Source organism: Caballeronia sp. SBC1 (assembly GCF_011493005.1).
GTDB lineage: Bacteria > Pseudomonadota > Gammaproteobacteria > Burkholderiales > Burkholderiaceae > Caballeronia.
Genome location: NZ_CP049156.1, coordinates 1,410,898 through 1,434,081 on the forward strand (window position 1 = coordinate 1,410,898; position 23,184 = coordinate 1,434,081).

Consider the following 23,184-nt stretch of genomic DNA (forward strand, 5'->3'; position numbering starts at 1 on the left):
GGTCGTTCCGCTAAGATTTACTCAACGAACCTACTCCGTTGAGGTGCACTTCAAATGAACAACAAACTGAAGACTTCCATTTTTGCCGGCGCAGTTGTAATCGGGGCGCTTGGAATGTCCGGCGCGGCAATGGCCCAAGTGCGTCTTGGTATCAATATCGGCGTGCCCGCGCCGGTGTACGTTGCGCCGCAGCCGGTCTACGCACCGCCGCCGCCCCCGGTCGTCTACGCGCCGCCTCCACCGGTGTATGCTGCAGCGCCGGTCCTGGTAATCGGCTGGCATGGCGATCGTTACTGGGACGGCCGCCGCTACTGGAACCGTAATGACTGGTACCGCTATCACGGCGGTCCGCGATACGACCATCGCGGCTGGCACTAAATACCGGCTGCAATCGGCTGCAATCAGCACCCGTCAGATATCTGGCCCAAAGGCCATCCGGCGAAAGCCGGGTGGCCTTTGTCTTTCCAGCGTCCCGCCGGCTCTTGATCCAGTGCGGTCCCCGTAATTGCGTTTTTTCATGATGTAACAAAGAGTAAGCTTTCAGCAGACAATACCCCTGCGCCAAAGAACAACTTACAAAGTCGAAGTACCGGATTGAAGGCGATCCGCTATATTCGCTTCCACCTGAACAATGATGGTCAAAGGCGCGCCTTTACATGAATAAGATAAAAAGCATCCGGATCCTGACTGGCGTTGCCGGTCTGTGCCTCGTAACAATGTCCTGCGTGGCCCACGCCCAAGTGCGGCTGGGGATCAACATCGGGGTTCCTGCCCCGGTCTACGTCGCGCCGCAGCCTTACTACGCACCGCCGCCGCCACCGGTCGTCTATCAACCGGCGCCGGTCTATGTGCAGCCGGGCATCGTGATCGGCTGGTACGGCAATCGTTACTACGATGGTCGCCGTTATTGGGGGCGTGATGAGTGGTATCGGCACAATGGCGGCCGTCCGAATTATGGCCATGGCGGCCCGGGATACGGCCATGGTGGCAATTACAACCACGGCGGGAACTACAATCATGGCGGGAATGGCGGCCACAACGGCTATCGCAATTAAGCACCTTGGCCAGACGCATTAAAAAAGCCGTCCCGCGCAAGCGGGACGGCTTTGATTTTATCGGCGGCTGGAAAGAGAGGCCGCTATCTGACCACTATTCCGACACCGCCGGCGCAGTCATCCCGCCAACCACGGCGTTAAAGCCGCCATCGACGTGGATGATCTCGGCGCTCACGCCGCCCGCCAGGTCCGACAACAGGAACGCGGCCACATTGCCGACTTGATCGATGCTCACATTGCGCTTCAACGGCGCATTGTTTTCGACGAACTCGAGAATCTTGCCGAAGCTCTTGATGCCGCTTGCTGCCAGCGTCTTGATCGGCCCCGCCGAGATGCCGTTCACGCGCACCCCCTTGTCTCCAAGCGACACCGCCAGATACCGCACGCTGGCTTCGAGCGATGCCTTCGCCAGGCCCATCGTGTTGTAGTTCGGGATCGCGCGCTCAGCGCCGAGATAGCTCAGCGTGAGCAACGAAGCGCCGGGGGAGAGCATGGATTGCGCGGCTTTGGCGAGCGCCGGGAAGCTGTACGCGGAAATATCGTGGGCGATGCGGAAGTTCTCGCGCGTCATGCCGTCGAGGAAATTCCCCGTGATTGCCTCGCGCGGCGCAAAGCCGATGGAATGCACGAGACCGTCGAGTGTGTCCCAGCGGTCTTTCAGCGAGACGAAGAGGGCGTCGATTTCCTCGTCGCTACCCACGTCGCAGGGAAACACGAGGTCACTGCCGAATTCGGTCGCGAACTCGGTAATGCGGTCCTTGAAGCGGTCACCGACATAGGTGAATGCGAGTTCGGCGCCTTCGCGCTTGCAAGCCGCCGCAATGCCATAGGCGATCGAGCGGTTCGACAACAAGCCCGTCAGCAGAATCCGTTTTCCAGCGAGAAATCCCATGAATGCTCCTTAAGAAGTCGATATCGCACATGCCCGGATCGAGCGCGCGCAAGCGGTGCGCACGTCGTTACAATGCCCGGGACAGTGGTTTTAGTAGAATTCTCTCACATCACCTCATGTCGCTTAAGGCGCGTAGCGCTTTGGGGCGTTACGAGTGAGCCGGGAGCTGGCTCTGAACGGCAGGCTGATTTTCCGATTATCGTTTCACTGGTACTTATGAAGGCACTCATGGCGACTGGCTCCCGACGGGTCCTCGGTCTTCTGTTTGGAAGCTTGCTGATTGGCCTCGGCGGGCTCGCGGTACCGAAAGCCGCATTGGCCGTCTATGCCATCGCGCAGTATGGCGAGCCGAAATATCCTGCAAATTTCAAGCACTTCGACTATGTGAATCCGGATGCACCGCGTGGCGGCACGCTGGTTCTGGCGAATCCGGACCGGCTTACGAGCTTCGATAAATTCAACCCGTTCACCCAGCGCGGCAACCCCGCGCCCGGCCTCGGTTATATGTTCGAGAGTTTGACAACGGGTAGTCTTGACGAGGTATCGACGGCGTACGGTCTTCTCGCCGACGACATCAACATCGCGCCTGACGGCCTGTCCGTCACGTTTCAAATCAACCCCAAAGCGCACTTTTCGAACGGCGATCCGGTCACAGCGGAAGACGTCAAATATTCGTTCGATACCCTGAAAAGCCCGCAGGCCGCGCCGCAATATGCGGTGCTTTTCGGCCAGATCTCGGACGCGGTGATTCTTGATCCGCTGACCATTCGCTTCGACTTCAAGGTGCGCACGCGGGAGATGCCGTTTATCGCGGGCACAATGCCGGTGTTCTCACGCAAGTGGGGCATGAGGCCCGATGGCAGCCACATTCCCTTCGATCAACTCGCGTTTCAGAAGCCGATAACAAGCGGTCCGTATGTCATCGAACAATACGACAACGGCCGCACGCTCACCCTCAAGCGTGATCCCGGGTATTGGGGCAATACGTTGCCGGTACGCGTGGGGACGTTCAACTTCGAGCGCATTAACTACAAGCTCTATTCGGATGGCGTCGCGCGGCTCGAGGCGTTCAAGGCCGGCGAGTACGACGCGCTGGTCGAATATGTTGCGCGTAACTGGGTGCGTCGCGACATAGGCAAACGCTTCGACAACGGTGAGCTGATCAAGCGCGAATTCCGCAATCACAACGGCACGGGCATGCAGGGTTTTTACATGAACCTGCGCCGGCCGATTTTCCAGGACGTGCGCGTGCGTCAGGCGCTCGATCTCGCGTTCGACTTCCAGTGGTTGAACCGGCAACTGTTTTTCAACCAATACACGCGCACCGACAGTTTCTTCGCGAACACCGACTTGCAAGCGACGGGCAAACCGAGCACGGGCGAACTCGCGATCCTCTCGCCGTTACGCGCGCAGCTCGATCCCGCTGTATTTGGCGACATGGTGAAGCAGCCCGACACCGATCCACCCGGTTCGCTGCGAGCGAATCTGATCAAGGCGCGCAATCTGCTGGCCGATGCGGGCTGGACCTTTAAAAATGGCGCGTTGCGCAACGCGCGCGGCGAGCCCTTCGTGTTCGAGATTCTCGACGACTCGGGCGGCGGGGCGTCGATGGAACCCGTGGTCGCCACGTTCCAGCGCAATTTGCAGAAGCTGGGGATTGTCGTGAACTTCCGCACGGTCGACTTTGCGCTGATCCAGAAGCGGCTCGACGCGTTCGACTTCGACATGACCAGCCTGCGCATGCCCGACGTGCAAATTCCAGGCACCGAACAGGATTCACGTTTTGGCAGCAAGTCGGCGGATCAGCAGGGCTCGGATAACATCAACGGGCTCAAGTCGCGTGCAGTCGACTCGATCGTGCATACCTTGCTTGGCGCGCAGACCCGCGAGCAACTTCTCGATGCCACTCACGCGCTCGACCGTGTCCTGATGCACGGCTACTATGTGATCCCGCATTGGTACACGGCTTCGCACAGGGTGGCGTACCGCAACACGCTCGCGTATCCGGCGACGTTGCCGCTGTATTACACGGCCGAGGACTGGATCATATCGACATGGTGGATCAAGCCGGGCGGCGCTCCGTCCAACCCTGCGTCGGCCGCTGCCGCCGCAAAGTAAATCCACGCACTTAATCACTGAAGCGGACCGCGCCCATGTGGAGCTACATCCTAAAACGCATTTTGCTGATGATCCCGACGTTGCTCGGCGTCCTCACGCTGACGTTTGCCGTGATCCAGTTCGTGCCGGGCGGACCGGTCGAGCAAGCCGTGCACGAATTGCGGCGCGGCGAGCAAGGCACAAGGTTCGGCATGCGCCTGCACACGGGCGTGGATGCGCAGCAAGTCGCGCAACTTCGCGCGCTCTACGGCTTCGATAAACCGCCGCTCGAACGCTACTGGCTGATGCTCGGACGCTTCGCCCGTTTCGATCTCGGCGACAGCTATTTCCGTCATCAAAGCGTGTGGTCGCTGATTGTGTCGAAGCTGCCAGTGTCGATCAGTATCGGCGTGTGGACGTTCTTTCTGACTTATCTGATTTCAGTGCCGCTCGGGATAGCGAAGGCGGTGCGCAACGGCTCCACGTTCGATTTCACCACCAGCCTGCTCGTGCTCGTCGGTTTCGCCATTCCTGGCTTCGTGCTTGGCGTGCTGCTTCTTGTGCTGTTCGGCGGCGGGTCGTTCTGGCAACTGTTTCCGCTGCGCAACCTCACCTCCGACAACTGGGCAACGTTGAGCCTCGGCGGGAAGATAGCCGACTATCTGTGGCACATTACGTTGCCCATCATTGCGTCGGTGGTCGGCAGCTTCGCGGTCGTCACCATGCTGACCAAGAACGCGTTCCTCGATGAAATCCGCAAACAATATGTGCTGACGGCGAGGGCCAAGGGGTTGTCGGAGAGAAGGGTGCTGTGGAAGCACGTGTTCCGCAACGCGTTGTTGCCGCTGATCGTGGGCTTTCCGGGTGCGTTCATCGGGGCGTTCTTTACCGGCAGTTTGCTGATAGAAACGCTTTTTTCACTCGATGGCCTCGGCCTGCTTTCCTATGAGTCCGTCGTGCGGCGCGATTATCCGGTGGTGCTCGGCACGCTGTATCTGTTCACGCTGATTGGACTTGCCACCAAGCTGATCTCCGACCTCTGCTATGTCTGGGTCGATCCGCGCATTCAATTCGAACAACTGGAGCGTTGAGTTGAACCGTTCCCTGCTCCGTACACCTCAAGACAGCGACGCCCAGCCGCTCAGCGTGCCTGTGTCGATCACGCCGGGCCAACGCGTCTGGCAACGTTTCAAACGCAACCGGCTCGGCTACTGGAGCCTGGTGATTTTCGTGATCGCGTTCGCGATCAGTCTCGCGGGACCGTTGTGGTCGAACGACAAACCATTGGTCGTCCGTTATCAGGGGCATCTTTATTTCCCGCTGGTCAAGACGTACGCAGAGACCACGTTCGGCGGCGATTTTCCGACACCTGCCGATTACCTCGATCCGTATATTCGCGACCGTTTTAGCGAGGGCAGCAACTTCGCCGTTTATCCGCCGAACCACTATTACTACGACACGCTCAACTATTTTTCCAAGGCCTCGAACCCGGCGCCGCCATCGCGTGAAAACTGGCTCGGCACCGACGATCGCGGCCGCGATGTGTTCGCCCGATTGCTCTATGGCTTTCGCGTCTCGGTCATCTTCGCGCTCGTCCTGACGGCCATAGGGACCGTGCTTGGTCTGCTTGCAGGCGCGGTGCAGGGTTACTTCGGCGGCCGTACCGACCTGACCGGACAGCGTCTGATAGAAATCTGGAGTGCGTTGCCGGAGTTGTATCTGCTGATTATTTTCGCGTCCATTTTTGAGCCAAGCCTGGTTCTGCTCGTTGTGCTGTTGTCGTTGTTCGGATGGATCGGGTTATCGGACTATGTGCGCGCCGAATTTTTGCGCAACCGCACGCAGGATTACGTGCGGGCGGCGCGGGCGATGGGCTTGTCGAACGCCCAGATCATCTGGCGTCACATCCTGCCGAACAGCCTCACGCCCGTTATCACCTTCCTGCCGTTTCGCATGAGCGGGGCGATCCTTGCGCTGACCAGCCTCGATTTCCTGGGCCTGGGCGTGCCGCCGCCTACGCCATCGCTCGGCGAATTGCTCGCGCAAGGCAAGGCTAATCTCGACGCGTGGTGGATCTCCCTGTCCACATTCGGCGTGCTGGTCGCGACCTTGTTGCTCCTCACGTTCATGGGCGACGCGCTGCGTAACGCGCTGGACACACGCATCTCCGACGCCGTCAAGGCCGGAGGTGGTCAATGAGCGCGCCGTTGCTGGAAATCACGGATCTGCGGGTGCGCTTTGGCGAGACCATGGCTGTTGATGGCGTGAGCCTGAAGATTGAAGCCGGCGAACGCGTGGCGCTGGTTGGTGAGTCGGGCTCGGGCAAGAGCGTGACGGCGTTGTCTATCCTGCGGCTTTTGCGTGACGCCGACCTGAGCGGATCGATCCGCCTGGACGGTCAGGAGTTGCTGACCAAAAGCGAACCGGCAATGCGCAAGCTTCGCGGCGCCGACATCGCAATGATCTTCCAGGAGCCGATGAGCGCGCTCAACCCGCTGTTCACCATCGGCGACCAGATCGTGGAGACAATTCAGCTGCACGACGGCGTGTCCGCTCGCGATGCCCGCCGCCGCGCGATCGATCTGCTCGCGCGCACGGGAATCACGGAGCCGGAAAAACGTATCGACCGATACGCGCATCAGCTCTCGGGCGGACAACGCCAGCGCGCGATGATCGCGATGGCGCTCGCATGCCGCCCGCGTCTCCTACTCGCCGATGAACCCACGACCGCGCTCGACGTGACCATCCGTGCGCAGATCGTGGAATTGCTGCTGGAGTTGCAACGCGACGAAGCCGCTTCGCGCGGCATGGCCGTGTTGCTGATCACCCACGACCTGAACCTCGTGCGTAAATTTGCGCAGCGCGTGGCGGTCATGGAGCAGGGCGTGCTGGTGGAAAGCGGCACGGTGGAGGACATATTCGCGTCGCCGCAGCATCCCTATACGGTGCGATTGCTTGAGAGCAAGCCGGAGCGCACGGTGTTGCCCGTGCTGCCGCTGTCGCCCATATTGCTCGACGCGCAAGAGGTATCCGTGGAGTTCGCCACGAAGACGCCAGGCGTGGGCGGCTGGTTCCGGCGTGGCGCGTTCAAGGCGGTGGATCGGGTATCGGTGACGGTGCGGCAGGGTGAAACGTTGGGTATCGTCGGTGAGTCGGGTTCGGGAAAATCCACTTTGGCGATGGCGCTGCTAGGTTTGCAGCGCACGTCACACGGCAAGGTGGAGTTTCAAGGACGCTTGCTGGGCGATTACCGCGGCCGCGAAAAAACCGTTTTGCGGTCAAATATGCAGGTGGTGTTTCAGGACCCGTATAGCTCGCTGTCGCCACGTCAGACGATTGAGCGGATCGTAGGCGAGGGGCTTGGTTTGCATCGTCCGGAACTTGATGCCGCCGCACGCCACGCCAAGGTGGTGGCCGTTCTGCGCGAAGTAGGAATGGACCGGACGGCGCTGAACCGATACCCGCACGAATTCTCCGGCGGCCAGCGGCAGCGCATTGCGATTGCCCGCGCGCTGGTGCTCGAACCGCGCATTCTGATCCTCGATGAACCCACCAGCGCGCTCGATGTCTCAATTCAGCATCAAGTTTTGCGTCTGCTTGCCGATATACAACGAAAGTACAACCTGGGCTATGTATTCATCAGTCATGACCTTGAGGTCATTGGCGCGATGGCGCATCGGGTTGTGGTGATGCAGAACGGAACTGTCGTGGAAACCGGCGATGTGGAGAATATTTTTGCGATGCCGTCTCACGAATACACAAGAAAGCTGCTGAAAGCAGCAATCGTGGCCTAATTTTCACCAATTAGGTGCGTATCTCAATTGTATTTTTCTATGCCTTTTGACATGTAAATAATATCTGGCTAGTATCAAGCCAACTTTTCCGCATGACTCTGATTTTTCAGTCTTTTTTACCAAAAACTACCGACCGATGCAGCAATTAACTTTGACTCAGACATGCGCGCGAGCAGCAGCCAGCATGTTGATCGGCCTGATGATGACAGCAACTTCGGGCGCGTTCGCCGACGAAGTCAACAATTCAAGCCAAAATGCCAGCAATGGCATCTCTACGTCGTCCAAAGCAGCTAACGACATTTATCCCGTTGCTGATTCCGGCAATGTGACAAGCAACCCATCCAGCGGCACGCGTTCTTTTCTTTCCGGCATGGCGAGCAAGGCGGGCGACGTAGTCGTCGGCGCGCTCAATATGATCGGCGTGCGCTATCGCTGGGGCGGTAATACGCCGGATTCCGGTCTCGATTGCAGCGGTTTTGTGCGCTACGTGTTCCAGGACACGCTGGGCATGACCTTGCCGCGGCGTGCCGAAGAGATGAGCCGGGTTGGCGAGAAAGTTCGCGTGAGCGAGCTGAAGCCGGGTGACCTCGTGTTTTTCAACACAATGCGTCGCTCGTTCTCGCACGTCGGGATTTATATCGGCGACAACAAGTTTGTTCATTCGCCGTCCACGGGCAGCACGATCCGTGTGGACGACATGGACAACAGCTATTGGGAAAAGCGGTATACGGGCGCTCGGCGTGTTGAAGCGACCTTCCCAATTGACGGCGTCGATCTGCGTCAGCGTGTCAGTGCCACGATTGGTAACAACGACAATTAAGTCGTCGTCACGCATCTGACCAGTTTCTGATGGCCAGTAGATGTACAAGAGCCTGCCTTCCAAAAGGGCGGGCTTTTGTCGTTGCCGGAAGGGTTGTCGGAAGAGTGGCCATGCCCGTTGCTGATGGTTGGCTGTCTCAGCATTGCCGCGTCCGCGCTTCAAGGTCACTGATTAAGTTCACGTAATAACCGTGGTTCTCTCCTGGAAGCCGGCCTGAACCCGAACACATTCGGACGTTTCCGAGTGACATTGATGCCGCTCATCGAAACGAGTTTTCACTCTCCGCGCTAATACCTGCCAAGCACAAAACTTGACATGCCGATTGCTGCTTGCCGGCAAGCTTCGCACGTACAATCGCCCCCTTTTCCCGGCAGTGCAGAACGCCGCGCAGCGAGGAATCCCGCTCAAGGCAAAGTCTGAAAAAGCCAGCTAAACGTTGAAACAGGCTGGTGCAAATTCTTGCACGTTGAAGAACCCGAAGGGCGATTACGATTGAAGATACGCAGTTATCTCACCGTGGTCTCGCACCGGATCAAACGGTTGTATAAATAAGTTAATCATTTCGGAATGCAAAATAAAAGCCGAAACCCGAAGCAGCCTGGCTTGAGGTTCTCAGCCGATCATTCAAGGAGAGGACTATGAGAGAACTCGACCGATCGCGTCGTGGCTTTCTGAAGGCGAGTGCAATTGCAGGACTGACGGTCATTATTGCGCCCCTTGGCAGTCGCGCTTTCGCCGCGCTATTCGAAGAAAAGATTCTGACGCCGATTCAGTGGGATACGGCGGCCGGCAGCGCGAAATTTCGTATCGATGGAATCGCGAAGGTCACCGGCTCAAAGGTATTCGCGCGCGACGTGCGCGCGGCCGACATGCCGCACTGGCCGAACAGCCAGGCGCACGCGTTCATGTTGCGCACGACGCAGGCTGACCGGGTGTATGAGGGTTTCGACCTGACCCTGCTTGGCGATGACCTTCAGCCGGACCGGATCGTCACGGCCGCGGAGCTTGTCCGCGACGGTATCGCATTTCCCGCTTTCTATGGCGACGACATGTTGCTGCCGCCGGGCAAGACACCGGCTTATCTTGGTCAGGCCGTGGCCATGCTGATCTATCACGATTTCGCACGCTTTCGGTTCGCCAAAGACAAGCTCCAGTTCCGCGATGAAATCATCCGCTACGGCGAGAAGACCGGGCCGCTTGAACGCGATCCGTGGGGCACGTTCCGCTTTGTGCGCGTAGGCGGTGCGACGGCCTATGACGAGGACACGTTCTCGAGCTTGAAGGACACCATGTTGTTCCCAAGCGCCATGCGCAAGCACGAGCCTGTGTGGGCGGCGGGCCGGCAGGACGGCAAGCTCGACGAGCAGGGTATGTTCCATGCGCAAAGCATGCAGGGCGAACTCGACCATCCGCCCGCGGACTGGCTTGTCCTGGAGCGCAACTACAGTACGCAATCCATCGATACCGCCGCCCTCGAACCTGACAACACGAACTGCTGGTACGACGCGGCAACGCAATCGCTGCATATGGTCGTGCCGACGCAAGGGCCGCACGAAGTGGCTGAGAGTGCTGCCGGCATGGCGGCGAAGTGCCGCTTCCCGGTGAAGAACTTGTTCGTGCATCCGGTCTATACGGTTGGCTATGGGTCGAAGGATCACTTCACGGTTCCGTTCTACGGACTGGTGGCGGCGATGTATGGCGATGGCCGTCCGGTACGCCTCGCGTTTGACCGCTACGAGCAATTCCAGACATCGATAAAACGTCATGCGTCGAAGATGCGTTATCGAATCGCGATCGATAAGAAAACGAACCTCCTGCAGTCGTTCAAGGCCGAGCTCGAAGTCGACGGAGGCGGGCGCTGCAACTTCTCGCCATCGGTGGCCATGGTGGGGGCATCCGCCGCGCAGTCGATCTACTACTTCCCTAAGAGCGACCTGACCGGCGTGGCGATCGCGTCGCGTGCCATCGACGCCGGTTCGGCGCGCGGTTACGGCACGCTGCAGACCATGGCTGCAACTGAGATGCTGATCGATGAGATCGCGACGCAGCTTGGACTCGATGCTATCGACTTACGGCTGACGAACGCGCTGCGCTCGGGCATGAAAAATACCCAGGGCGCGATTCCCGCCGGCGCGATTCGTGTCGATGAAGTCCTGCAGAAGGCCAAGGTTCACCCGCTCTGGACCGGGCGCGCACAGAAGAAAGCGGAGTATGAGCTGGCGCATCCCGGCAACCGCTACGGCGTGGGATTTGCGTGCGTGCAGAAAGACTTTGGGACGGGCGCGGAAGCGTCGTTCGCGAAGGTTGAAATCGCGGCCGACGGCAAGATCACGTTGCATCATACGGCCGCCGAGATTGGCACGGGCGTGTCTACATCGCAGGCAATCGCTTGCGCGAAGTGGCTCGGCAAACCGGCCGCCGAGGTGCGCATGGCGATTATCGACTGGCCCGAGTTGCCACTCGTAACAAGCGGCGATCCATACATGATGTCGCAGGGCGAGCAGGACAAGCTGTCGGCTAATCCGCGCTGGTCGCCGGGATTGATATCGCCATCGAGCGCGACGAATTCAGCCTTCTATTTCACGCATAGCACGCAGGAAGCCGCGCGCGTGGTCTTCACGCACGGTTTGTGGCCGGCGGCGATGGCGCTATGGACCAGCGGTATAGGCGGTGGTCAAGCTGCGCCGCTCGTCGTGCGTCGTGAAGATGCACGCTGGGCGGAGGGCAAGCTGACGGCGGCAGGTCTCGAGTCGTTGTCGCTCGAACAACTTGCGAAGAAAGCACATGACCTCAGACTGGTCACGGGCGCGGTTGTGCACGTGTTTAATCGATGGCAATGGAGCGAAGCGGAATTCGACATTGACGGCGTGACCGAGCGTCTGCCCATCGACGGCCTGTCGCTGCTTCACGGCGCCGGCAAGGCCGATGCCAGCAAGACCAACGCTGCACCGGTCCAGCCTGTTTATCGCGCCCTCAATCGCAAACGCGTCTTCATCGCGCCGGTGAGTCGGAACAACGCTGCGGTCACCTACTACAGCGCGGTCGGCACGCTCGTCGAACTCGTGGTCAACGAAGCCAGCGGCCAGGTCAGCCTGCTCTCGCATCACTCGATCATGGAGTGCGGCAACATGCTTTCGCCGCAACTGGTCTCGGGCCAGTTGCAAGGCGGCCTGGCGATGGGTATTGGACACGCATTGCATGAATATCTGCCGCTCTACGAAGACGGTCCCGGCAACGGCACCTGGAACTTCAACCGCTATCACCTGCCGCGAGCAAGCGATGTCGCCGTCTGGGCCCAGACCGGCGAAGTGCTGCCGCCGCTGTCCGAGACCGATCCGCCGAAGGGCATTGCAGAGGTCGTGATGATTCCGGTCGTCGGCGCCATCGTTAATGGTATCGCGCACGCTATCGGGCATCGGTTCAACGACTTGCCGGTGAAACCGCAAAACATTCAGGAGGCGCTCGCATGACCGCTGCCAACCCCACTCCGACACCGCTCATGCAACAGCCCTTGATACAGATGAAACCCATTTCGCTGACGATCAACGGTGCCGCCATTGGTCCGATCCAGACTCCCGACGGCCTCATGATGATCGACTTCCTGCATGAGTACGTGGGCTTGACAGGCTCACGGCTTGGCTGCGGACAGGGCGTCTGCCACGCGTGCGTGGTGATTCTCGACAAGCTGGACGGGTCGAGCGAAGAAGTGCGCTCGTGCATCACAGGCGCGCATTTCTTCGATGGTAAAAAGGTGCGGACTATTGAAGGCCACGCCAAGCGTAACGAGCAAGGCGAGGTGGTCGAACTCTCGCCGGTACAACAAAAATTCCTCGAGCACTTCAGCTTCCAGTGCGGCTACTGCACGCCGGGATTCGTCAACGCGGCGACCGTGCTGATCGAGCGGCTAAAACGCGAGCCGATTGCCAAGGAGTCAGTGGAGCACGAGATCACGAAAGCACTGGACGACCACATCTGCCGCTGCACCGGTTACGTACGCTACTACGAGGCGGTCAGGGACGTCGTGCTGAACACGCCTGGACTTGTCAAGGATTCCGCATGAACCGGGCAATTTCCCTTCGCCTCGGCGCGCTTGCGCTCTGCGTCGCCGCTCTGTCCGGCCTGTCCGCTTGCAGCGAACGTCCCGATGAAACTGCGGCCCCCACACATGAAACGGCCGCCGAGCAGATCGTGCGTGGCAGCTATCTTGCGAAAGCGGCCGACTGCGCCGCTTGTCACACGATCTCCGGCGGCGCTCCGTTTGCCGGCGGCGTGAAGCTTGGGTCGCCGTTCGGCACCTTCTATGGCACGAACATTACGCCGGATCCTGTGCATGGCATCGGCAAGTGGAGTGCTGCGCAGTTCTACAAGACCTTGCACGACGGCGTGACGCCTGACAAACAGCTGTATCCGGCCATGCCTTACACGTCTTACCGGACAATGTCCCGTGCCGACAGCGACGCCATTTATGCATATCTGATGGCGCAGAAACCGGCCGCCGTGCCGAACCGGGAGCCCGATCTGACGTTCCCGTTCAACGTGCGGGTTGCGGTGATGTTCTGGAACATGCTGTTCCTCAAGGACACGTTGCCGGACGCATCGGTGGGAACCTCGGCTGACTGGACCCGCGGACGATATCTCGCCAATGCGCTGGGTCACTGCGCCGAGTGCCATACGCGGCGTGGCGTGTTCGGGGAGATGAACGGTGCGAAGGCGTTGCAAGGCTCGATGCTCGGTCGTGTCGTGCCACCGGATATCACACCCGCGGGCCTTGCCGCGCGCGGCTGGACCAGCGCTGACTTGCAGGCATTCTTCTCTACGGGAATCAGCCGGCAGGGTTCTGCGCTCGGCGAGATGCATCCGGTGGTCATGCTGAGCACCCAGCACCTGAGCCAGGGTGATCTGCGCGCGCTGTCGACCTATCTGCTCGGCGATGCACCGCTTCCACCCACGCCGGTTCAACCCGGTTCCGCCGATGCCGCTCAAGTGGTAGCCGGCCGGGCGAGTTATGTCGCCGTATGCGCGGGGTGCCATGGACGCGAGGGAGAGGGTAAGCCTCACGTCGCGGTATCGATGCAAGGAAGCTCGACGCTGCGTCAGGCCGATCCGCATAACCTGATCGTCGCGATGCTTGATGGCGTGGACGCCACCGATTTCGCTGGAACGGAGAGCATGCAGGCAATGCCGGGATTTGCCGCCACGCTCAGCGACGACGAACTCGCGCATTTGGCCAACTACTTGCGCTCGAGCTGGGGCGGTCAGCCGGGGAACGTAACGGCGGCGAGGATCAAGGCGTTGCGCTAAGCCGCCTGGCTCCACAAACGCAGGCGCTACCGTTTATTCAAACGGTAGCGCCTTTCGCTGCCATTTGCCGCTGCAGTTCCGGCCAGATCTTCGCGACCGCTTCCTCACCGGCCAGGATCGCCGCGTTGCGCTGGCCGAAGTCGCTGCCGCTCATGGCGGCAAGGTTCGGGCGGATGACGAAGTCGGCGTATTTATCGAGTTCGTAAGCCTTGATGGTCTGGCCCATGATCGTGAAGGTCTGCATCAGGACGTCGAACGAGCTTTGCGTCAACCCCGTCTCCGGGCGCGCCGAAATATCCACCGCGATCACAAAATCCGCGCCCATCTTGCGCGCGAACGACGCCGGCACCGGGCTGACCAGACCGCCATCCACGTACTCATGACCGCCGATCTTCACTGGCTCGAAGATGGACGGCACGCTGCACGACGCGCGCACGGCAACGCCGGTATTGCCGCGCTGGAACAGGATTGGCTGGCCGGTCTTCAGGTCCGTCGCGACAATGCCAAGCGGTTTGGCCATCTTCTCGATCGGCCGGTTATCAAGCGTCTTGTTCAGGTAGTTCTGCAGCGCGACGCCTTGCAGGAAACCGCGCGTGCGAAATGGCATCGCCCAGTCGCTGATCGAGGCTTCGTCCATGGTCAACGCGAGCTTGTTGATGGCAATGCCGCTCATCCCCGACGCCGATAACGCCGCGATCACCGAGCCCGCGCTTGTGCCGCTCAGCAGGTCCACCTTCAGGTTGCGCGCTTCGAGCGCCTTGATTACACCGATGTGGGCAAACCCCCGCGCCGCGCCGCCGCCCAATGCGAGGCCGACCCGCACGGGCCGCTGGGGCGTGCTGGTGGCGGCCACTGGCGACGCGGGCGGCGTGACTGCGGTGCTGGAACCAGTCGTTGTGGTGCACGCCGTGAGCACGGCCGACGCGCAGCCAAAAGAGAACGCGCGCCGTGACAACTGAGGCAGCGACGAAAGCGAGGGCGACGATGTTTTCAAGAAGTTCTCCTGCGATGCAGCGGGGACGAGCGTGGAGCGGTGGGACCGCACAGGCGGCTCGGATAGCCGCTCGAATAGCCGTTTGGTCAAGCCATCCGATGACGGCGGACATGATAAAACATGATGACCCCCGGAAGCGGGCCAAAAGCGCCCGGCGGGTATAATTCACACTCGTTTCGACCGCTCGCCAAGTTCGTCCAGAAGACGTGCCGAAGCCGGTCCCCGATATATCGCTTGCCTGGCTCCTCCCGTGCCAGCAAACGCATTTGAGCTATCGAGCACACCGCACATGACCCAAGTCCGTACCCGTTTCGCTCCCAGCCCCACAGGCTTCATCCACCTCGGCAACATTCGCTCCGCGCTTTATCCGTGGGCGTTCGCGCGCAAGATGAAGGGCGTTTTCGTGTTGCGCATCGAGGACACTGACCTGGAGCGCTCGACCGACGCGTCTGTCGACGCCATCCTTGAAGGCATGGAATGGCTCGGCCTCGACTACGACGAAGGTCCGATCTACCAGATGCAGCGCATGGACCGCTACCGCGAAGTGCTGAAGCAGATGCTCGACCAGGGCCTGGCCTACCACTGCTATATGTCGACGGAAGAGCTCGACGCATTGCGTGAACGCCAGCGCGCGGCCAATGAAAAGCCGCGTTACGACGGCACGTGGCGCCCGGAAGAGGGCAAGGTGCTGCCTCCCATTCCGGAAGGCGTCTCGCCGGTCATTCGTTTCCGCAATCCGCTGGGCGGCGTAGTGAGTTGGGACGACGCGGTGAAGGGCACGATCGAAATCTCGAACGACGAGCTGGACGACCTCGTGATCGCGCGGCCCGACGGCACGCCAACTTATAACTTCTGCGTGGTCGTGGACGATCTCGACATGAAGATCACCCACGTGATCCGCGGAGACGACCACGTGAACAACACGCCGCGCCAGATCAACATCCTGCTCGCGCTGGGTGGGGAAGTGCCGGTGTACGCGCACTTGCCGACTGTGCTCAACGAGCAGGGCGAGAAGATGAGCAAGCGCCACGGCGCGATGAGCGTGATGGGTTATCGCGATAACGGGTATCTGCCGGAAGCCGTGATGAACTATCTTGCGCGGCTTGGCTGGTCGCATGGCGACGCAGAGATTTTCTCGCGCGAACAGTTCGTCGAGTGGTTCGACCTGGACCATCTGGGCAAGTCGCCGGCGCAATACGATCCGGACCGTCTGAACTGGCTGAACGCGCACTACATCAAGGAAGCCGACAACGCACGGCTGGAAACGCTCGTGAAGCCCTTTCTGGCCGAGTTGGGTATCGACTCCGCGATGATCGAGCAAGGGCCGCCGCTCGAACTTGTGGTCGGCTTGTTGAAGGACCGCGCATCAACGGTAAAGGAAATTGCCGATAACGCCGCCATGTTCTATCGGGAACCCGTGATCGATCCAGCGGCGCTCGCGCAGCATGTCACCGAAGCCGTGCGTCCCGCGCTCGCTGACTTGCGGCAGGCCCTGAGCGAAGTGGAGTGGAGCAAGGAAGCCATCTCGGCGGCATTCAAGGCCACGCTGACAAGCCACAAGCTCAAGATGCCGCATCTCGCCATGCCGGTGCGCCTGCTGGTCGCGGGTACCACGCATACACCGTCTATTGACGCGGTGCTGATGCTGTTCGGCCGTGAGACGGTGCTGGCCCGGCTCGACAAGGGCATTGCCTGAACGTAGGGCGGGGTGCTTCATGGGCGCTCATGAAAGACTCATGGGCGCGTGGCATCGGCGGGAACGGTGTCCGGTTTGCGCCCCGAGTTTGCACCCTAAGAACGAACTATTTTCAGATGCTGGGCTAAAAGGTATTTACAACTTCAAAAGTGCCCTTTAGAATCTCGTTTCTGTTCTGCAAGGGGGGTATAGCTCAGCTGGGAGAGCGCTTGCATGGCATGCAAGAGGTCAGCGGTTCGATCCCGCTTACCTCCACCACAGAACGGAAACGAAGCTTTTTAAAGCGCCAGAGCATCGGAAAAAAAGCTTCACAAGAATCACAAAGCTGTTTATAATGTCGTTCTTCGCTGCTGACTGACAAGAAACTGATTAATAAGTACCAAGCGATTAAGAAAGTGTTAATCGGAGTTAATCAGAAGCAAGTCAGGATTTAAGCGAAAAGAGTAAAAGACATTAACTGAAAAGTTTATGTCCCCATCGTCTAGAGGCCTAGGACATCACCCTTTCACGGTGAGTACAGGGGTTCGAATCCCCTTGGGGACGCCAAAACATCGGCGGCTGCCAGAAGCGCTGCAAGTTTGATGAGTCAACCAACCTCACGAACTGATGGAAAGAAGTGGAGCGGTAGTTCAGTTGGTTAGAATACCGGCCTGTCACGCCGGGGGTCGCGGGTTCGAGTCCCGTCCGCTCCGCCAACGAGTTGTAAAAGAAAATCCAGCTTAAAGCTGGATTTTTTTCGTCCACGTTTTTCGTACACATTTCTCGGCCATCTTTTTTACCCCCCCCCCCGCCTTTTTCGTCCTTCCTCGTTCTTTCCTTCGTCCTCTTCGTCTTTCCCGATTCTTCGTCTCAGTTCCTCCGGCTATTCTTCGTACCACTATTGCGTTGCATCTTGTTGAACGTGTGGCGTGCGTGACATCGAACGTGCGCGCTCGTAAAACTCTCCATTGCCAGCGCGCGCCGGCTGACTTAGTGTTGATGACTTGATTCAGTGCTTTCATCGCGCAATGCTCGATCCCACCGAAGCTCTCTCGCCGTTTCAGTTGCGCCTGGCGTCGATGGACGATTTTTCGTTCGCCGAGGCGCTCACGCGCAACAACATGAACGGTTACTACCGCCGCCACAATCTCGTGTGGCGAAGCGATCTTTTTTTGGGTAGCTGGCGCGAATCCGAAAACTTCGTGCTCGAGTGCGACGGCCAGGCTATTGGCGTGATGCGCGTGACGGAAGAAGATCAGTCGCTCCACATCCGCGACGTACAAGTGGTGGAAGGGTGGCGCCGCACGGGCGCGGGAACATTTCTCCTCGATACCGCGCACCGCTGGGCACGGGCACGCGGACTAACGGAGACACAGTTGCGCGTATTCGTCGATAACCCCGCTGCCCGGCTGTATCTCCGCATGGGCTACAAGACCGCCGGTTCGCGGCTCGCGCAATTCGGTGCGATCCGGCATATGGTGCGGGGCGTTTAGGATTTAGCTTTTCAGCGCTCGCTCGATGCGCCGTTCTGACTATCGTCTCGCGGCTCGCCGTCGCGGACAAAAAATGCTCGCGGACTTTCGCCGAACGCCCGTCTGAACATCGCGGAAAAGGCGCTCTGGCTTTGATAGCCGAGCAGCAACGCAACTTGTGAGAGCGGTCGGCCCTGGCTCAGTAATGGAATCGCGCGCGCCAGCACGGCCTGCTGGCGCCATTGTGAAAAACTGACGCCTAGTTCACGCCGGAACAAGCGTGCGATCGTGCGAGTGCTTGCACCCGCGAGCGCGGCCCAATGCTCGAGCGAATCAGCGGAAGCAGGGTCGGCGAGGACGGCCTCGCATAACGCCAGCAGGCGTTTGTCGGTAGGCATCGGGATGGAGAGGGGCAGCGGGCGTGAGCGCGTGATTTCATCGAGTGCAAGCGTGCCGAGCAACCGTTCACGCTCGCGTGAAATCGTGCGATCGTCCAGCGCAACGGCCACCTCCCGCAGCAGCGGCGACACCTCCACCACGCGGCACGCATCCAGTCCCGGTGGCACCACGCTCGCATCTATATACAACGTCCGCAGAAACGCGTCTTCCACGATCACCACTTCATGCGTCACGTTCGGCGGGACCCAGATTGCCCGCGATGGCGGCACCATCCACGTCGACCCTTCCGCTGCGATTCGCAACACGCCGCGTGTCGTACACGCGACCTGCGCCCACGCGTGCGTGTGCCGCGCAATCCGGACGCCGGCCGGCACGGGCCGCGAGCGCACGCGGATAGGATGCGCAAGCGTAGGCGACGACTCGGCCGGAATGTCGAGATGCTCGACTTCTTCCGGTTGCTGCGGCTGCAATGGTTGATCGGTTGTCGAAAACATGGTTTTTTAAGCGCTCCTCCACCGTGATATTAAAGGCATCGGGTGGGATTGGCTTTGAAGTCGGGCGCGGGAACGCGTTTGCCTGGCCACGCCATCTTCACGTAACGACTGTTTCATACGCTTGGCATAATGCGCGCTGGATCTTCATGGAAGGAATAAACGCATGCAACACGTATTCGTCTACGGCACGCTGCGAGCGGGCGAGAGCAATGACATTTGCCGCGCAGCAGAGCGCAACGGGATCGCCGCGCCGGTGCTTATCGGCTCGGGTCATATCAATGGCAGGTTGTACGACTTCGACGCTTATCCCGGACTCGTGCTCGATCCCACCGCGGAGCCGGTTCGTGGCGATATCTATCGAATCGATGAAACACTCGTGCCCGTGCTCGATGAGATCGAAATGATCGTGCCGGGTGTGATCGGCTTGTATCGCAGCGAGCGGTTGCCGGTGACGGTTCAGATAGATGGATGCGCGCAGGTTGTCGATTGTCTGGTATATCCGGTCGGCGACGAGGCGGTGAAAGGTTTGCCGCGTATCGATAACGGCGATTGGGTTGCGTATCGACGAGCAAGGCTGGCAACGCAGTAGCCGGTTCAACGCCGATAAAAAAGCCGCCCTGAATGTCCAGAGCGGCTTTGTTTGATAGAAGCCCCGCGATAAGTCTTAAATCTCTTCGTAAAGCGGCAACGTCAAAAATTCCGCGAACGTATCCGATGTCGACATCGCTTCGAAAATCGTCGCTGCCCGGTCGTACGGTGCGGTGTCGCCGGCAACGACCTCTTTCACCTTCACCAACTCTTCCTGCGTGAAGGCGCGAACCATCTCGGCGGTCACTTTGCGGCCATCGTCGAGCTTGCCTTTCGGCGAGCGAATCCACTGCCACACTTGCGAGCGCGAAATTTCCGCGGTCGCCGCGTCTTCCATGAGGTTGTGGATCGGCACGCAACCATTGCCCGCGAGCCACGAACCAAGATAGTGGATGCCCACGTTGATATTGCCGCGCACGCCGCCTTCGGTGATGGGATCTTCGGGACGGAAATCGAGCAGATCGGTCGCTGTGACCTGCACGTCGTCGCGTTGCTTCGCGATCTGGTTCGGCTTGTCGCCGAGCACCTTCACGAACTCTTCCATCGCGATCGGCACGAGGCCGGGATGCGCGACCCAACCGCCGTCGTAACCGTCGCCCGCATCGCGTGCCTTGTCTGAACGCACGCCGCCCATCGCTTTGTCGTTGGCTGCCGCGTCGCTCTTGATCGGAATCAACGCACTCATGCCGCCGATGGCCGGTGCGTTACGCCGGTGACATGTCTTTAACAATTGCAGCGCATAGGCGCGCATGAACGGCACGGTCATCGTGATCTTCGCGCGATCGGCGAGGCAGAAATTGGCGTCGTTCTTGAACTTCTTGATCGCGGAAAAGATGTAGTCCCAGCGGCCAGCGTTCAATCCCGACGAATGCTCGCGCAACTCATACAGGATCTCGTCCATTTCGAACGCGGCCAGGATGGTTTCGATCAGCACCGTTGCTCGAATCGAGCCACGCGGCACGCCTACCATCTCCTGCGCGGCCACGAAGATCTCGTTCCACAGGCGCGCTTCGAGATGGCTTTCCAGCTTCGGCAAATAGAAGTAAGGACCCGCGCCGCGAGCCAGTTGCTCCTTCGCGTTGTGGAATAGGAACAGCGCGAAATCGAAGATGCCGCCCGATACACGCTGGCCATCCACGGTCACGTGTTTTTCATCGAGATGCCAGCCGCGCGGACGCACGATCAGCGTCGCGGTTTTATCGTTGAGCTTGTATGACTTGCCATTCTGTTCAAGCGAAATCGTGCCGCGTACCGCTTCCTTCAGGTTGATATGACCGGTCAACTGGTTGTCCCAGTTTGGCGTGTTCGAATCCTCGAAGTCCGTCATGTACGCATCCGCGCCGGAGTTCAGCGCGTTGATGATCATCTTGCGTTCGACCGGTCCGGTGATCTCTACTCGGCGGCATTCGAGCGCCTTGGGCAACGGTGCTATGGTCCAGTCGGCATCGCGGATGGCTTGCGTTTCGCTGAGGAAATCCGGACGTTCACCTGCGTCCAGCCGCTTCGTGCGTTCTGCGCGCGCTACGAGCAAAGCCTGACGACGCGGCTCAAACGCCCGATGCAGGGTTGCCACCAGCTCAAGCGCCTCGGGCGTGAGGATGGTCTCGTAGCCGGGTTTGATTTCAGCCGTGATGGTCATGCCCTTCGGCATGTGGGTCAGCGTGTTCGCCATGTTCTACATCTCCTTGGTCGGTCAGACGGTTTTGCGTGCTGCGTGAATCAATGAGTCGGTTATTTGGTGGGACTGCGGGGCATGCGCTTGGAAAGATCAAACGGCGCCGCTTGCTGATGCCGGGGGCAGCCTGCATCGATGAAAGCAAGCAGATCGGTCATATCGCGTCCGGTGCCGCGCGGCAGGACGCCGAGTTGTTCGGCGGGCAGCGCCATGCGGTTGAGCCAGAAGGTGGTGTAGCCAAACCACGTTGCGCCCGTCACGTCCCAGCCATTCGACGATACAAACACGATCTCGGAAGCCGCCACGCCGATCGCTTGCGTTCCTAGCGCATAGGCGGCGTGAGCGGGTTTGTAGGCGCGCACGGCGTCCACTGAGAGGACATGATCGAAGAGACCCGACATGCCCGCGCTTTTCACCGCGATGTCCAGCATCTGCGGATTGCCGTTCGACAGGATCGCGAGCTTCAGATCCGGGCGTTTGCGTAGCGTTTTTAGCGCGGTGACCGTGTCCGGAAACGCCGCGAGGCAGGCGTATTCGTCCATCAGGCGCTTTTCCGCAGCCGGAGTGAGTGCATGGTCGAGCTTCAGGCGCGTGGCGGCGTAGCGCAGCGCGTCGAGCGTGATTGCCCAGAACGGTTCGTATCGGGCACCGGCGGGGTCCGAGAGCGTGCGCAACTGCGTGTATTCGATCTGCTTTTGGCGCCACAACTGCGAAAGCGCGTCGCCGTGGCCGGGGAATAACTGCTCGGCGGCCGCCACGACCGAGTGCACGTCGAACAGCGTGCCGTAGGCATCAAAGATGACTGCGCGAGGAGGCGAAATCGATGTCGGTGACATGGCTGGCGCTCCATAAGTAGATATCGGCTCATTTTATTAGTGCGTTGGAACGACCGGAAGATGCGTCCAGATCACTTGATCTTTGACTTTTTCACGCCTAATCTGGGCGCCCTGGCATTCGAACGCACGCTTATGGACCGCTTCAAGCAAATAGAAACGTTCGTGGCGGTCGTCGCGAAGGGCAGCCTGTCAGCAGCGGCGCAGGCCGAGGGCGTTGCGCCTGCGGTGATTGGTCGCCGACTCGACGCACTTGAAGAGCGGCTCGGCGTAAAGCTGCTCGTGCGCACCACGCGCCGGCTGACGCTCACCTTCGAAGGGTCGGCATTTCTGGAGGATTGCCAGCGGGTCATCCATGACATGCAGAGCGCGGAGGCGAGCGTGTCGGCCGGGGGGGTGAAGGCGAGCGGGCATCTGCGGGTGTCTGCCCCGGCGGGTTTCGGACGGCGTCACGTTGCCGCGCTCGTCCCCGTTTTCACTTCGATGCACCCGGATGTATCGATCACGCTCGACCTGACGGACCGTATGGTCGACCTGGTCAACGAAGGCTTCGATTGCGCGGTGCGGCTTGGTGAGTTGCCGGATTCGTCGCTGGTGTCGTTGAAGCTGGGGGAGAACCGGCGAGTTTGCGTGGCGTCGCCGGAATATTTGCGGGCGCGCGGGGCGCCCGTCGATCTCGACGCGCTCGCGCAGCACAACTGTCTGCCGCTTGGGGCGAGCGCGAATCAGCAGCGCGGCTGGGTGTTCCAGAAAGACGGCAAGGTCGTGCAGATGCGTGTTTCCGGCACTATGGAATGCTCGGACGGCGCCGTGCTGCATGAGTGGTGTCTTGCCGGATACGGGCTGGCGTGGCGCTCATGGTGGGAAGTCGGCGATGACATCGCCCAGGGGCGTCTTATCAGCGTGCTCGATGCTTTCGCAGCGCCACCTATCGGGATTCACGCCGTGTTTCCGCAGCGCCGGCATTTGCCGCTGAGAGTGCGTCTGTTTCTCGATCTGCTGAAACACACGTTCGGTGCGCCAGGCTATTGGGGCTGATTGCGGGCTGCTTGCCCTGATTCAGTTACTACAATGGAAGTGCACGATGGCCACTGC

At 59.9% G+C, this 23,184-nt stretch carries 19 protein-coding genes and 3 tRNA genes; 17 read left to right on the forward strand and 5 right to left on the reverse strand.

What is annotated here, in order from left to right:
* Positions 1–54: 54 nt before the first annotated feature.
* Together SBC1_RS06155 and SBC1_RS06160 are read left to right on the forward strand one after the other, a co-directional pair.
* On the forward strand, positions 55–378 hold the full coding sequence (locus tag SBC1_RS06155; protein WP_165088656.1) for a hypothetical protein: 324 nt from the start codon (positions 55–57) through the stop codon (positions 376–378).
* A 287-nt stretch (positions 379–665) separates the two neighbouring features.
* Positions 666–1,055, forward strand: a complete 390-nt coding sequence (locus SBC1_RS06160) for a hypothetical protein (protein WP_241202083.1) — start codon at positions 666–668, stop codon at positions 1,053–1,055.
* Between the two features lie 94 nt (positions 1,056–1,149).
* On the opposite strand, the gene fabI is transcribed toward SBC1_RS06160, so the two are convergent.
* Entirely contained in the window at positions 1,150–1,947 is a 798-nt protein-coding gene (gene fabI / locus SBC1_RS06165) for an enoyl-ACP reductase FabI (RefSeq protein ID WP_165088663.1), read from the reverse strand.
* A 228-nt stretch (positions 1,948–2,175) separates the two neighbouring features.
* Here fabI and SBC1_RS06170 point away from each other — a divergent pair, with 228 nt between their 5' ends.
* The 8 genes from SBC1_RS06170 to SBC1_RS06205 all read left to right on the forward strand — a co-directional run bounded on the left by SBC1_RS06170 (position 2,176) and on the right by SBC1_RS06205 (position 13,959).
* Positions 2,176–4,065 carry an extracellular solute-binding protein gene (locus tag SBC1_RS06170; RefSeq protein ID WP_165088666.1) on the forward strand — a complete coding sequence of 630 codons (1,890 nt, stop codon included), beginning with the start codon at positions 2,176–2,178 and terminating at the stop codon, positions 4,063–4,065.
* Between the two features lie 35 nt (positions 4,066–4,100).
* On the forward strand, positions 4,101–5,135 hold the full coding sequence (locus tag SBC1_RS06175; protein WP_165088670.1) for a microcin C ABC transporter permease YejB: 1,035 nt from the start codon (positions 4,101–4,103) through the stop codon (positions 5,133–5,135).
* Entirely contained in the window at positions 5,089–6,243 is a 1,155-nt protein-coding gene (locus SBC1_RS06180) for an ABC transporter permease (RefSeq protein ID WP_241202034.1), read from the forward strand. Before SBC1_RS06175 ends, SBC1_RS06180 begins: the two co-directional genes overlap by 47 nt.
* Positions 6,240–7,838, forward strand: a complete 1,599-nt coding sequence (locus SBC1_RS06185; protein ID WP_165088673.1) for an ABC transporter ATP-binding protein — start codon at positions 6,240–6,242, stop codon at positions 7,836–7,838. Before SBC1_RS06180 ends, SBC1_RS06185 begins: the two co-directional genes overlap by 4 nt.
* A 136-nt stretch (positions 7,839–7,974) precedes the next feature.
* The gene (locus SBC1_RS06190) at positions 7,975–8,658 is read left to right on the forward strand and encodes a C40 family peptidase (RefSeq protein WP_165987486.1); all 684 of its coding nucleotides are present in this window, start codon (positions 7,975–7,977) and stop codon (positions 8,656–8,658) included.
* Between the two features lie 638 nt (positions 8,659–9,296).
* A complete protein-coding gene (locus tag SBC1_RS06195) occupies positions 9,297–12,128 on the forward strand; it encodes a xanthine dehydrogenase family protein molybdopterin-binding subunit (RefSeq protein ID WP_165088679.1) in 2,832 nt (943 codons plus the stop codon).
* Positions 12,125–12,718, forward strand: a complete 594-nt coding sequence (locus tag SBC1_RS06200) for a (2Fe-2S)-binding protein (RefSeq protein ID WP_206366021.1) — start codon at positions 12,125–12,127, stop codon at positions 12,716–12,718. The genes SBC1_RS06195 and SBC1_RS06200 overlap by 4 nt, the downstream gene beginning before the upstream one ends.
* Positions 12,715–13,959: a cytochrome c gene (locus SBC1_RS06205; RefSeq protein WP_165088803.1), complete on the forward strand. Its 1,245-nt coding sequence runs from the start codon at positions 12,715–12,717 to the stop codon at positions 13,957–13,959. Before SBC1_RS06200 ends, SBC1_RS06205 begins: the two co-directional genes overlap by 4 nt.
* 37 nt (positions 13,960–13,996) lie before the next feature.
* On the opposite strand, the gene SBC1_RS06210 is transcribed toward SBC1_RS06205, so the two are convergent.
* A complete protein-coding gene (locus tag SBC1_RS06210; RefSeq protein WP_241202035.1) occupies positions 13,997–14,953 on the reverse strand; it encodes a patatin-like phospholipase family protein in 957 nt (318 codons plus the stop codon).
* A 289-nt stretch (positions 14,954–15,242) separates the two neighbouring features.
* Between SBC1_RS06210 and gltX the strand changes: the two genes are divergently transcribed.
* The 5 genes from gltX to SBC1_RS06235 all read left to right on the forward strand — a co-directional run bounded on the left by gltX (position 15,243) and on the right by SBC1_RS06235 (position 18,121).
* Positions 15,243–16,649, forward strand: coding sequence for a glutamate--tRNA ligase (gltX, locus tag SBC1_RS06215; RefSeq protein WP_165088809.1), 1,407 nt, complete (start codon positions 15,243–15,245; stop codon positions 16,647–16,649).
* A 182-nt stretch (positions 16,650–16,831) separates the two neighbouring features.
* Positions 16,832–16,907: transfer RNA gene (locus SBC1_RS06220), tRNA-Ala, on the forward strand.
* Positions 16,908–17,119: 212 nt separating this feature from the next.
* Positions 17,120–17,195, forward strand: a tRNA-Glu gene (locus tag SBC1_RS06225).
* Positions 17,196–17,267: 72 nt separating this feature from the next.
* A tRNA-Asp gene (locus tag SBC1_RS06230) sits at positions 17,268–17,344 on the forward strand.
* A gap of 312 nt (positions 17,345–17,656) precedes the next feature.
* The gene (locus tag SBC1_RS06235) at positions 17,657–18,121 is read left to right on the forward strand and encodes a GNAT family N-acetyltransferase (protein ID WP_165088812.1); all 465 of its coding nucleotides are present in this window, start codon (positions 17,657–17,659) and stop codon (positions 18,119–18,121) included.
* Positions 18,122–18,132: 11 nt separating this feature from the next.
* Here SBC1_RS06235 and SBC1_RS06240 read toward each other — a convergent pair whose 3' ends face one another.
* Positions 18,133–18,993, reverse strand: coding sequence for a helix-turn-helix domain-containing protein (locus SBC1_RS06240; protein WP_165088815.1), 861 nt, complete (start codon positions 18,991–18,993; stop codon positions 18,133–18,135).
* Positions 18,994–19,156: 163 nt separating this feature from the next.
* On the opposite strand from SBC1_RS06240, the gene SBC1_RS06245 reads away from it, so the two are divergent.
* Entirely contained in the window at positions 19,157–19,582 is a 426-nt protein-coding gene (locus SBC1_RS06245) for a gamma-glutamylcyclotransferase (RefSeq protein ID WP_165088818.1), read from the forward strand.
* A gap of 75 nt (positions 19,583–19,657) precedes the next feature.
* Here the strand turns inward: SBC1_RS06245 and aceB are convergent, their stop codons facing one another.
* Both aceB and SBC1_RS06255 read right to left on the reverse strand, forming a co-directional pair.
* Complete coding sequence (gene aceB, locus SBC1_RS06250; RefSeq protein ID WP_165088822.1) at positions 19,658–21,253, reverse strand: malate synthase A; 1,596 nt, start codon at positions 21,251–21,253, stop codon at positions 19,658–19,660.
* A 59-nt stretch (positions 21,254–21,312) separates the two neighbouring features.
* Positions 21,313–22,092, reverse strand: a complete 780-nt coding sequence (locus tag SBC1_RS06255) for a haloacid dehalogenase type II (protein WP_165088826.1) — start codon at positions 22,090–22,092, stop codon at positions 21,313–21,315.
* Positions 22,093–22,224: 132 nt separating this feature from the next.
* Here SBC1_RS06255 and SBC1_RS06260 point away from each other — a divergent pair, with 132 nt between their 5' ends.
* Complete coding sequence (locus SBC1_RS06260) at positions 22,225–23,127, forward strand: LysR family transcriptional regulator (RefSeq protein WP_165093095.1); 903 nt, start codon at positions 22,225–22,227, stop codon at positions 23,125–23,127.
* Positions 23,128–23,184: the final 57 nt, after the last annotated feature.